This window comes from Pseudomonas lutea (genome assembly GCF_000759445.1).
Lineage (GTDB): Bacteria > Pseudomonadota > Gammaproteobacteria > Pseudomonadales > Pseudomonadaceae > Aquipseudomonas > Aquipseudomonas lutea.
Genome location: NZ_JRMB01000001.1, coordinates 2454577 through 2466586, shown reverse-complemented (window position 1 = coordinate 2466586; position 12010 = coordinate 2454577). Strand labels below are relative to the sequence as shown.

10 protein-coding genes are annotated in these 12010 nt (G+C 59.6%); 5 read left to right on the top strand and 5 right to left on the bottom strand.

Features of this window, described 5'->3' with window-relative positions; all coding sequences use genetic code 11:
- The first annotated feature begins 205 nt into the window (after positions 1-205).
- Positions 206-1327, top strand: a complete 1122-nt coding sequence (locus LT42_RS10575; RefSeq protein WP_037012193.1) for a beta-ketoacyl-ACP synthase III — start codon at positions 206-208, stop codon at positions 1325-1327.
- A 334-nt stretch (positions 1328-1661) separates the two neighbouring features.
- Here LT42_RS10575 and LT42_RS10570 read toward each other — a convergent pair whose 3' ends face one another.
- On the bottom strand, positions 1662-2981 hold the full coding sequence (locus LT42_RS10570) for a putative porin (RefSeq protein WP_037012190.1): 1320 nt from the start codon (positions 2979-2981) through the stop codon (positions 1662-1664).
- Positions 2982-3259: 278 nt separating this feature from the next.
- On the opposite strand from LT42_RS10570, the gene LT42_RS10565 reads away from it, so the two are divergent.
- Positions 3260-4387, top strand: coding sequence for a GNAT family N-acetyltransferase (locus tag LT42_RS10565; RefSeq protein ID WP_037012188.1), 1128 nt, complete (start codon positions 3260-3262; stop codon positions 4385-4387).
- A gap of 331 nt (positions 4388-4718) precedes the next feature.
- Here LT42_RS10565 and LT42_RS10560 read toward each other — a convergent pair whose 3' ends face one another.
- The 3 genes from LT42_RS10560 to LT42_RS10550 form a co-directional block, all read right to left on the bottom strand.
- A complete protein-coding gene (locus tag LT42_RS10560) occupies positions 4719-6551 on the bottom strand; it encodes an ABC transporter ATP-binding protein (RefSeq protein WP_037012187.1) in 1833 nt (610 codons plus the stop codon).
- Between the two features lie 189 nt (positions 6552-6740).
- Complete coding sequence (locus tag LT42_RS10555) at positions 6741-7298, bottom strand: peptidylprolyl isomerase (protein ID WP_037012186.1); 558 nt, start codon at positions 7296-7298, stop codon at positions 6741-6743.
- A gap of 322 nt (positions 7299-7620) precedes the next feature.
- On the bottom strand, positions 7621-8547 hold the full coding sequence (locus LT42_RS10550) for a LysR family transcriptional regulator (RefSeq protein ID WP_037012184.1): 927 nt from the start codon (positions 8545-8547) through the stop codon (positions 7621-7623).
- Between the two features lie 50 nt (positions 8548-8597).
- Here LT42_RS10550 and LT42_RS10545 point away from each other — a divergent pair, with 50 nt between their 5' ends.
- The 3 genes from LT42_RS10545 to LT42_RS10535 all read left to right on the top strand — a co-directional run bounded on the left by LT42_RS10545 (position 8598) and on the right by LT42_RS10535 (position 10562).
- A complete protein-coding gene (locus LT42_RS10545; RefSeq protein ID WP_037012183.1) occupies positions 8598-8912 on the top strand; it encodes a hypothetical protein in 315 nt (104 codons plus the stop codon).
- Between the two features lie 394 nt (positions 8913-9306).
- Positions 9307-10173: a carboxylate/amino acid/amine transporter gene (locus LT42_RS10540; RefSeq protein WP_037013233.1), complete on the top strand. Its 867-nt coding sequence runs from the start codon at positions 9307-9309 to the stop codon at positions 10171-10173.
- Between the two features lie 152 nt (positions 10174-10325).
- Positions 10326-10562 carry a hypothetical protein gene (locus LT42_RS10535; protein ID WP_037012180.1) on the top strand — a complete coding sequence of 79 codons (237 nt, stop codon included), beginning with the start codon at positions 10326-10328 and terminating at the stop codon, positions 10560-10562.
- 131 nt (positions 10563-10693) lie between these two features.
- Here LT42_RS10535 and LT42_RS10530 read toward each other — a convergent pair whose 3' ends face one another.
- Complete coding sequence (locus tag LT42_RS10530) at positions 10694-11983, bottom strand: mechanosensitive ion channel family protein (RefSeq protein WP_037012179.1); 1290 nt, start codon at positions 11981-11983, stop codon at positions 10694-10696.
- Positions 11984-12010 lie beyond the last annotated feature (27 nt).

Here is a 12010-nt window from a genome sequence, read left to right as displayed (position 1 = left end):
GGCTGTGTGTAATAGCGCGAAAAACCGGCCGTTATGGCAAACTTCGCGGCTAAACTTCAAAGTGTCATCAATATCCGTCGTCCGCCAAGCGAGTCGCTGCATCGTTGCATTGGGACTGTAGTTCCAGATCAATCGCCGCCCATGCTTGTGCTGGCTGTTCAGCTGCTGCCGTCAACCAGCCGCTTTTATCTCAAGAGGAACGACCGTGTACGAAGTCGTGATCAGTGGCACCGGGCTTTTTACTCCCGCCAACAGTATTTCCAACGATGAGCTGGTGCAGTCTTTCAACACCTACGTGGCCCGGTTCAACGCCGACAATGCCGCCGCTATCGAAGCCGGAGACGTCACGGCCCTGACGGAATCCAACGCGGCGTTCATTGAAAAAGCCAGCGGCATCAAGAGCCGCTTCGTCATGGACAAAGACGGCATCCTCGACCCTCAACGCATGAAGCCGCGCCTGCCCGAGCGCTCCAATGACGAGTGGTCGATCCTCTGCGAAATGGGCGTAGCGGCAGCTCACCAGGCCCTCCAGCGCGCCGGCAGGACAGCCGCCGACATCGACGGCGTCATCGTCGCTTGCTCCAACCTGCAGCGCGCGTATCCTGCCATCTCCATCGAAATCCAGGCGGCACTGGGGGTCCAAGGCTTCGGCTTCGACATGAACGTGGCCTGCTCGTCGGCAACGTTCGGCATCCAGACCGCCGCCAACAGTGTCAAGCTGGGCCAGGCCCGCGCGCTGCTGGTGATCAGCCCGGAAATCTGCACCGCGCACCTCAATTTCCGTGACCGGGACAGTCATTTCATCTTCGGCGATGCCGCCACGGCCGTCGTCGTGGAACGCGCTGATCTGGCCACTTCAGCGCACCAGTTCGACATCGTCGGCACCAAGCTGCTGACGACCTTCTCCAACAACATCCGCAACAATTTCGGTTTCCTCAACCGCACCGCGGAAGAGGGCGAAGGCAAGCCGGACAAGCTGTTTGTGCAGGAAGGTCGCAAGGTGTTCCGCGACGTCTGCCCGATGGTTGCCGAGTTGGTGGCCGCGCATCTGGAGGAAAATCAGCTGAACATCGCCGACGTGCAACGGTTCTGGCTGCATCAGGCCAACCTGAGCATGAACCACCTGATCGTGAAGAAGCTGCTGGGCCGCGATGCCACCGTGGAAGAAGCGCCGGTCATCCTCGACCGCTACGCCAACACCAGCTCGGCAGGTTCGGTCATCGCCTTCCACGAATACCAGGACGACCTGCCAAGCGGCGCGCTGGGCGTGCTCAGCTCGTTTGGCGCGGGGTATTCGATTGGCAGCGTGATTTTGCGCAAGAAGTGATCTGACAGGCTCCGCTGTAAATTGTGGGAGTGAGCTTGCTCGCGAAGTTCTTTCAGCCCCCAGAGATGTGGTAGTCGGACTGGCCCCTTCGTGAGCAAGCTCACTCCCACAAGAACTGCGCCAGCTGCAAGAGAGGGAATATCTCGTGCAGTGGAGGGATCAGCACAAGATTCGCAGAGTCCACAAAAAAGCCCGGCGCTGCTCTGTCGGAACGGATGATGGGGATCCGGCAGGGCAACGGCGGGCTTTAGTGTTAGCGGCTTCAAACGGCAGAAGCACGCCGCTTGAAGCTTTTAACTTGTCGCTTGCAACTTGTGGCTTGGAGCTCGCTTTCTTAGAATTTCGCCAGCACGTCCAGTTGCAGCGTATTGGCATCCTGGTCACGCGGCAGCGCCGACGTTGCAAAGTCTGCCTTGGTCAGGAAGTACGTCGCGCCGACAGCGAAGTTCTTGTCGATGTCGTAGGAAACGCTCAGCTTGTGGCCACGCGACCCGGTCGTGCCGTTGGCGAAGTCAGAGTCCGTGAACGCACCGACCACCGCATTACGCTGCGTGTCGCGGTAGTTGTAGTCCAGACCGAAACCGAACACCTTGGTCTTCACACCCGCCAGCCAGGCGGTGTCTTCGTCGCTGTTCGTCGCGCTGTTGACCACGTACTGACCGTACAGACCGACCGGCACGGCGAACCCGGTCAGGTCCAATTGACCGAAGCCTTCGTACAGGCGGAAGTCCGTGGTGTTGTTGCCGTTGATGCTCAAGCCACAGAACGTCGTGCTGGTGCTCGCAGCGGCCGGATTACAGTCGTTGGAGTTTTCGTAGTTGTAGACCGAACCACCGACCGTCATTTTCACGTTATCGGTGATGGCAACGCGTGTGCCCAACTGCGCAGCGTTGAGGCGCAGGTCATTCTTGAACTGCGTACCTTCGCCGCTGATGTTGTCCTTGAGAGTGTAAGTACCGGCGCTGCCGAACAGCTCGAAACCTTTATTGATCGGCAGGCTGTAGGTGGCCGCCAGACCTTCAGGGTTGATGTCGTTGTCCCAGATGACGTCGCCTTCGCTGACCCACGGCTGGGCCATTTTGCCGCCAATCACGTGCAGGTTCTGGATGGCAGTCGGGTGGTAGTCGATAAAGCCCTGATCCAGCCACAAGTCTTTTTTGGTGAAGTAATCGTTCTGGTCAACGTTGGTGGAGTTGGCCTTGTTGTCGCCACCGGTGGCGATGCGAATGCCGGTGCTGACTTGCGGGTTGATATCGGTGTAAGCGCCCAGTCGCACGCGAATGCGCTGACGGTTTTTATCCTGGCTGTTGTTCTGGTCGTCGATCTTGACCGTCTCTTGCCGAACGCGAACGTCACCTTTGAACTGAGTCTTGGCGGCCCACGCTACTTTTTGCTCGAAGGCCGAGAGCTCGGAGGACTTGGCGGCAGTGGCGGCGGCGATTTGGTCAGAGGTGGCTTTCTGGGCCTGCTGCTGAGCCAACTGATCTTTCGTCAGCTCGGTTTGCAACTCGGCATACTGGGCCGGGGAAATCGAGCCGTTGGCCTTGAGCATGTCGAGCAGTTTCGCGTCGACTGCGGCACTGGCCGGAACGCTCATGGCCAGCAGCACACCACCACACAGGGCTGCCGCAGTTTTCGTGGAAGCAAGACGCATATCAATCTCCGTAACTGAGAGGGATGACCGAATCATCCAGGGAACAACCGACCAAATTCGGGCGGGAACAAATCGGAGTTTTTAGAACTTCTGGCTCTAAAAACAGGCGCCAGTATTGCCAGCGTTTATGACGAAACAGTGGCTAAGTGATGTCATGTCGATGACATGTGAAAATTTCGTTGGACCTGCGGGCTAGAGCGGTGCCATGAGTAATTTCATGTGCAGAACGGGTGAATAGGTGATACTGCGCCCACGTTGGCGCGACCTGGAGTGGTGGGATGTCGTTACACCGATTGGATAAGCTCTCTGACCTTGCGCCTGAACAGTGGGACGCCCTGATACCTGGCGATTCACCGTTTCTGCGCCATGCTTTTCTCAGTTCGCTGGAAGACAGCGGCAGCCTCGGGCCGCGCTCCGGCTGGCGCGCCGAGCATTTGCTGCAGTACGAGGGCGAGCAGCTGATCGCTGCGCTGCCGGCGTACCGCAAATGGCACTCTTACGGCGAATACGTCTTCGATCACGCCTGGGCGGACGCCTGCCGTCGCGCGGGTCTGGCTTACTACCCGAAACTGTTGGTGGCGGTGCCGTTCAGTCCGGTAAGCGGGCCACGGCTGTTGGCGAAGACACCCGAAGATGGCCGCGAACTGCTCGCGTGCCTGCCGGGCTATGCCCAGAGCGAGGAGCTGTCCAGCGTTCACGTCAACTTCACCGACCCCGTTGCCGACGCGTTGCTCGCCGAACAACCCGGCTGGTTACAGCGCATCGGTTGTCAGTACCACTGGCAAAACCGCGGCTACCGGGATTTTCAGGATTTCCTCGACGCGCTGAGTTCACGCAAGCGCAAGCAAATGCGCAAGGAGCGCGAGCAAGTGGCGGGGCAGGGCTTTGATTTCGACTGGCTCGAAGGGCACGAGCTGAGCGAGGCGCATTGGGATTTCGTCTACGCCTGCTATTCAAATACCTATGAAGTGCGTGGGCAAACGCCGTACCTCACGCGAGAATTCTTCAGCCTGGTCGGCGAGCGCATGCCCGACGCGATTCGTGTGGTGCTGGCGCGGCAGGGTTCACGGCCGGTGGCGATGGCGTTCAGCCTGACGGGTGGCGACAGCTTTTACGGTCGCTATTGGGGCTGCCTGGCCGAGTTTGATCGGCTGCACTTCGAGACGTGTTTCTATCAGGGGATGGATTACGCCATCGCCCACGGTTTCAAGCGCTTCGACGCGGGCGCCCAGGGGGAGCACAAGTTGATTCGCGGCTTCGAGCCGGTGATCACCCATTCGTGGCATTACCTGGCCCACCCGGGATTGCGCGAAGCAGTGGCAGACTTTCTGACCCAGGAGCGCGCGGGGGTTCTGGCCTATGCCGAAGAAGCGCGCGGGGCGTTGCCGTACAGGCAGGCTGAGTAGCTATACAGAGCTCGGCGCGTTTGCGTACCAAACAGCGCGCCGGCGAATGCGGTCATTCACCACCAACGCAACTGAACAGCGCATTCCCCTGTAGGAGCCGGCTTGCTGGCGAACCGATTTATTCAGCCACATCAATGGTGAATGACGGACCGGGTTCGCCAGCAAGCCGGCTCCTACAAAGTCGTTACCATCACCATCACCATCACCATCGCCATCGCCATCGCCATCGCCATCGCCATCGCCATCGCCATCGCCATCGCCATCGCCATCGCCATCGCCATCACCGCCCAGCCACACCCCGGCCCGAGCCACAGCCACCATCACCGCCCGATCAATCCACCCCGACGAACCCGCCTGTTTGATGCGCCCACAACCGTGCGTACAGACCCTTGTGCGCAAGCAGCTCGGTGTGGGTCCCGCTTTCGGCAATGCGGCCGTTTTCAAGGACAATCAAGCGGTCCATCCGCGCAATGGTTGACAGCCGGTGCGCAATGGCAATAACGGTCTTGCCCTGCATCAACGTTTCCAGACTCTCCTGAATCGCCGCTTCGACCTCGGAGTCCAGTGCAGAAGTAGCCTCGTCCATGATCAGAATCGGCGCGTCTTTGAGCAGCACACGAGTGATGGCGATGCGCTGACGCTGGCCGCCGGACAGCTTGACGCCGCGCTCGCCGACGTGAGCATCCAGCCCGCTGCGGCCCGCGGAATCAGTGAGCAGCGGAATGAATTCATCCGCGCGGGCCTTGCGCATGGCTTCCCAAAGCTCCGCGTCGGTGGCGTCGGGTTTGCCGTACAGCAAGTTGTCGCGGATCGAGCGGTGCAACAGCGAGGTGTCCTGCGTGATCATGCCGATGTGCGAGCGCAGACTTTCCTGCGTTACGTGAGCAATGTCCTGATCGTCAATCAGGATTCGCCCGCCCTGAACGTCATACAGGCGCAGCAGCAGATTGACCAGCGTCGATTTGCCTGCGCCCGACGGCCCGATCAGGCCGATTTTCTCCCCCGGCTTGATGTCCAGGTTAAGCCCATGAATCACACCCTTGCTTGTGCCGTACTGAAAGTTGAGGTCCTGAAATTTAACCCCGCCGCGGTTGACGGACAGTTTGGGCGCGGCGTCGCGATCCGTGATGCCGACGGGCTGAGCAATGCTCTGCAGACCGTCCTGAACCATGCCGATGTTCTCGAAAATGCCATTGACCACCCACATGATCCAGCCGGACATGTTGACGATCCTGATGGCCAGTCCAGTCGCCAGCGCGATCGCACCCACCGATATCAACGACTGGGTCCACAGCCACAAGGCCAGGCCTGTGGTGGTGACAATCAGAATCCCGTTGAGGGTGGTGATGACCGTGTCCATCTCAGTAATGACACGGCCGGCCAGCTGGGTCTTTTCGGTCTGCTCGCTGATGGCTTCGCGCGCATATTGCTGCTCGGACTGGGTGTGAGCGAACAACTTGAGCGTGGTGATGTTGGTGTAGCCGTCGACGATGCGCCCCATCAGTTTCGAGCGCGCATCGGAAGAAATAACCGAGCGTGCCTTCACCCGCGGGACGAAGTACCACAGGGAAAGGACGAACGCGATGATCCAGCTCAGCAGGGGGAGCATGAGGCGCCAGTCAGCCTCGGCGAACAGCACCAGGGCGCTGATCGAATAGATCAGTACGTGCCACAGCGCGTCCACCGATTGCACGGCCGATTCACGCAACGCATTGCCGGTCTGAACGATGCGCTGGGCGATGCGCCCGGCGAAGTCGTTCTGAAAGAAATTCACGCTCTGCTTGAGCACGTAACTGTGGTTTTGCCAGTTGATCATGCTGGTCATGCCGGGGCTGATGGTCTGGTGAACCAGCAGGTCATGCAGGGCGACGAAGATGGGCCGCAGAATGAGCGCGACGATGAGCATCCACGTCAGCTCGAATGCGTGCTCGCGGAAGAAATTCGGGTTGGGCGTACCCTGGGCCAGATCGATGATGCGGCTCAGGTAACTGAACAGCGACACTTCGATCAGCGCGCCAATCAGGCCAACCACCAGCAATGCAGCGAATGTCGGCCACACCTGCCGTAGGTAATACAGGTAGAACGACGAGACGGTGTTGGGCGGGGCGGCGCTGGGGGCTTCGCGGAAGATATCGATCAGCTGTTCAAAACGGCGATAGAGCATTGGCAATGACGCCCACGCTTGAGCGGGCTCTCCTTTCGGTAGGGTGTGTATGCAGCGGCATGAGAGCAGCTAGAGGAAGGTCCCCGATTCAGACCGCACGAAACCGCGATTGCTCAGGTTGATTCAAGCGGTCAGGCCCTGAAATGCAAAAGCCGGGCAGAGGCCCGGCTTTTGCGCTCAAGGCAGAGCTTAGTTCACGCGCTTGGCCGTCTTGATAAAGATCGGGTCCACGGGCACGTTCTGCATGCCGCCTTTGGTGCTGGTCTGGACGTTGACGATCTGGTCAACCACGTCCATGCCTTTCACCACCTTGCCGAATACTGCGTACCCGTAGTCGCGGGCACCGTGGTCGAGCATCGCGTTGTCGACGACGTTGATGAAGAACTGGCTGGTCGCCGAATTGACGTCCGAGGTCCGTGCCATGGCAACGGTACCGCGCACGTTGTGCAGGCCGTTGTCAGCTTCGTTCTTGATCGGGTCGTTGGTGTTCTTTTGCTGCATCTGCGCAGTGAAACCGCCGCCCTGAACCATGAAGCCCGGGATAACGCGGTGGAAAATGGTGTTGTTGTAGAAGCTGCTGTCGACGTATTTCAGAAAGTTCTGAGTGCTGACAGGCGCCTTGTCCTGATTCAGCTCGATTTCGACATCGCCGAAACTGGTGGTGAGCACGACATGAGGCGCCGGAGCGGCCATCAGATTTCCGGCGAACAACATGGCAGTGGCGCAGAGGGCAAGTTTCTTCAGCATGGGCAGTGTCCTGAAAGTGATTTCGACGGCGATAAAACAGGACGTAAGGGAACCACGTTTGCGCGGATTTGGACAGTGGGGACCTGCTAGTGGGACCGGCTTCAGCCGGGAAGAGGCCAACAACACGGCGTCCTTGTGGGACCGGCTTCAGCCGGGAAGAGGCCAACAATACGGCGCCCTTGTGGGACCGGCTTCAGCCGGGAAGGGGCCAGCGTGAACGCCGTCAATCTCGCGGTGTAACCCCTGGCGCATTCCCGGCTAAAGCCGGTCCCACTGAATGCACACACACACACACATTCACACATCGCCAATGACACTTTCTTCAGAGCATCTGCTTGGGCCCTGGAAAGGGGGCGTCCAGCGGCGCAGTGTCAAAGCTCTGGATCAGATCGATAAGGATCTGCGTCGCAGGACCCAGCGGCTTGTCTTTGCTGGAATAAAGGTAAAACGTCGGATGCCGGCTGCCGCCTTTGTCCAGCGGCAGAATCTTCAGCACGCCTTCGTGGATCTCTCGCTCGATGATGTGGCGTGGCAGCCAGGCAAAGCCCAATCCGCTGCTGACGAACGCAGCGGCCGTCGCCAGGCTGCCCACGGTCCAGCGCTGTTCGGCACCGAGCCATCCCACATCCCGGGGTTGATTACGCCCCGAGTCACGGATCACCACCTGCAACTGGCTTTCCAGATCCTGGAAGTTAAGCTCGCGCTGCAACTGGTGCAGCGCATGCCCGGGGTGCGCCACCGCAACGAACTCCACCTTGCTCATCTCATTGCCAAGGTAGCCCGGAATGCTGAAGCCACTGATGGCAAGATCGGCTACGCCCTCCAGCAAGACTTCCTCCACGCCTGACAGCACCTCCTCACGCAAGCGCACGCGACAGCCGCGGCTCTGCGGCATAAAAGCGGTCAGTGCCCGCACCAGTCGAGCGTTAGGGTAGGCGGCATCCACCACCAGACGCACCTCGGCCTCCCAGCCTTGTTCCATGTGGTGCGCCAGATCTTCCAGCTGGCTGGCGTTCTTCACCAGCTGCCGCGAGCGCCGCAGCAGCACCTCGCCCGCCTCGGTCAGTACCGCTTTGCGGCCGTCAATGCGCAGCAGCGGCACACCGAGCTGATCCTGCATCCTGGCCACGGTGTAGCTGACGGAGGACTGCGAACGGTGCAGGGCCTCGGCCGCTTGAGCAAAACCGCCATGGTCGACAACGGCCTGCAGAGTGCGCCATTGATCAAGGGTCACGCGGGGCGCTTTCATCTGTCGCTCCTGTTGTCCTAAGCTGGCCGTCCCTGCATGGAGACTGCCGCATGAAAATAATCAGTTGTGTGCTGCTGGCGATGTTGCCGCTGAGCGCGTTTGCCTACCCGATCGATGTCGAAAAGAACATCAAGGGCGTGCAGGTCGACTACAACAGCCATGACGTCGCCTATGACATCGGCAACATCACCCTGAACAACTTTGGCGACGTGCCTGCCAAATGCAGCGTGGTCTTCCGAAACGGCCCGGAAGCGCCGCGTACGCGCCGGGTTCAGGTCGCACCCAGGAGCAGCACTGAAGTCACCGCGAAATTCACCCGCGACATCGTCAAACTGCGTATCTCTCTGAAGTGCGAGCCGTTGTAAGGCCATGCCCGGCGTCGACGGAGCGTACTGCGCCGTCGGCGATAAAACAAATTCTTGAATGGGTTAGGGGTGATTTCCGTGCGCATTGATCGAGAGCGCTGCCAAGACCTGCCATCCGTTGGCTGACGGCACATCCCGCCAAAGCGTCATTCAATCGTTAATCGCCCGTTAATCCTGCCGCGTGATCATCCTCTCGTTCATCGACACTCCATTGGCACTCGTTCGCTCCTGAGTGCATTGCCCGATCGACCCGCAGGATTGCGCCGGGTCATCGGGTTTTTTCTTTTACGGTCGCTGCTGCCGCGTTCACGGGCGGGCAACGCAGGCAACGTTGCGCAATGGACACGTCATGGGCCAAACGGCTAAGGTCGCCGCCTTCAAAAAAGGGGCAACCATGGGCTATCTACTTTTCGTGACGCTGATCCAGGCGTTCTCCTTCAGCCTGATTGGCGTTTACCTGGCCGGGCACGTCGACAGCTACTTTGCCGTGCTGTTTCGGGTGCTGCTGGCGGGGCTGGTCTTCATCCCTCTGACCCGCTGGCGTCGAGTAGAGGCGCCGTTCATGCGCGGCATGCTGCTGATCGGGGCCTTGCAGTTCGGCGTGACCTACGTCTGCCTCTATCTGAGCTTCCGGGTGCTGACCGTACCGGAAGTCCTGCTGTTCACCATCCTCACACCGCTCCACGTCACGCTGATTGAAGATGCCCTCAATCGACGCTTCAACCCGTGGGGTCTGCTGGCGGCACTGGTCGCCGTGCTCGGCGCGGTCATCATCCGTTACGACCGGGTCGATCCGGATTTCCTGGGCGGCTTCCTGTTGCTGCAGCTGGCAAACTTTACCTACGCCGCAGGGCAAGTCCTCTACAAACATCTGGTGGCCCGCTATCCCGGCGATATGCCGCATTACCGCCGCTTCGGCTATTTCTACCTCGGCGCACTGGCTGTGGCGTTGCCGGCGTTTCTGCTGTTCGGCAACGCCCAGCGCCTGCCGGATGCGCCAGACCAGTGGGGGGTCCTGCTGTTCCTCGGCCTGTGCTCAACCGCGCTCGGCATGTACTGGTGGAACAAAGGCGCCTGCCTGGTCAATGGCGCCACGCTGGCGGTGATGAACAACCTGCATGTGCCCGTCGGGCTGCTGATCAATCTGCTGATCTGGGGGCAAAACGAAGACCTGGGCAAGCTGTTTTCCGGCGCGCTGGTGATTGTTTTGTCGGTCTGGATCAGTCGGCGCGGTCTGGTCGAACGCCGAGCGGCAGCCTGAAACATCCGGGTTAGACACCCGCGTCAACGACATCAGCGGCGGTGATGTTAGCTATCTTCACGCTTGGTTTTTCATGTTGGGGCCGACCCATTAGATTGGCCCCAACGAAACGAGTTAACCAACTTACTACCCACTAAGCGGAGATTTAAAACATGAAAAAGTCCATCGCCTTCGGTTTCGCATTGTCCATCCTGGCCGCCGGTTCAGCCTTCGCCAGCCCTGAGCAGATCAGCCAACGCGCCATCGTTGACGCCTCCAGCGCCACGCTGCTGGACAGCAAAGTAGCCAGCAAAGACGCGGTCAAGCCGTTCGCCGCTCAGACTTCGGGCACATTGACCGTCGCTGAAAACCGCAAGGAATTCGGTTCCAGCTACCAGCGTGACCGTTAATACTCTGGATGTTTAAATATCCAAAACATAAAAGCCCGGCAGACGCCGGGCTTTTTGTTGTTCGCTTGGAAGTTCCAATTGCCAAACAAGCTCTCTTTAACAGACGAAGCAAAGACTAGTTACAGCTGCACTCACATCGGTTCATCTTCCTTTAAGGACCTGATACCCGACAATCCTGCCAATCCGGTTCGCAAGTCCGACCCACTCGGCTGTTGATAAACCCCCAGCCCGAACTCCGGCAATACCGCCAGCAGGTAATCGAAGATATCGCCCTGAATCCGCTCGTAGTCAGCCCAACTGGTGGTGCGGGTAAAGCAGTAGATCTCCAGCGGCACACCCTGCGCCGTGGCTTCCATCTGGCGGACCATGCAGGTCATGTCCGGGTGAATGTCGGCGTGGCTTTTCAGGTACGCCAGTGCGTAAGCGCGAAACGTGCCGATGTTGGTGATGCGTCGGCGGTTGGCGGCCATTTCGCTGACATTGCCCTGCGCCTGGTTCCAGGCTTGGAGCTCGGCCTTTTTGCGGCCCATGTAGTCGGTCAGCAGACGCACCTGGGTCAGTTTCTGCTCCTCTTCATCGGAGACGAAACGCACCCCACTGGCATCGATAAACAGGCTGCGCTTGATCCGGCGTCCGCCTGATTGCTGCATGCCGCGCCAGTTCTTGAACGACTCCGACATCAGCCGCCAGGTCGGAATCGAGACGATGGTCTTGTCGAAGTTCTGCACCTTGACGGTGTGCAGGGTGATGTCCACCACGTCGCCGTCGGCGCCGACCTGGGGCATTTCGATCCAGTCGCCTACGCGCAACATGTCGTTGCTGGTCAGCTGCACGCTGGCAACGAACGACAGCAGGGTGTCTTTGTAGACCAGCAGAATCACTGCCGACATCGCGCCAAGGCCGGACAGCAGCAGTAGCGGCGATCGGTCAATCAATGTGGCAACGATGATGATCGCGGCAAACACGTACAGGATCATCTTCGTCAGCTGCACGTAGCCCTTGATCGAGCGGGTACGGGCGTGCTCGGTGCGCGCGTAGATGTCCAGCAACGCGTTGAGCAACGCGCCGATGGTGAGCATCAGGAAGAGAATGGTGAACGCCAGGGCGATGTTGCCCAGCACATGGTTGGCGGCGGGGCTGAGGTTGGGAACCAGGTTGAGACCGAACTGGATCACCAGCGACGGGGTGACCTGGGCCAGCCGATGGAAGACTTTGGTGTGCAGAAAATCGTTGAGCCAGAACAGCGCCGGCTGGCGGCTGAGCGCCTTCATGGCGTACAGAATGATCCAGCGTGCAAGCCGCCCGAGGGCGAAGGCGGCGACGAGCAAGAGCAGCAAGCCGACGATGGTGCGCAGCATTGGCTGGTTCTCCAGCAGCGTCCAGATTTCCTGGGCGCGTAGCCAAAGCGAAGAGGTGTCCATGGGCGCTGCATCTCCTGATCAAAAAAG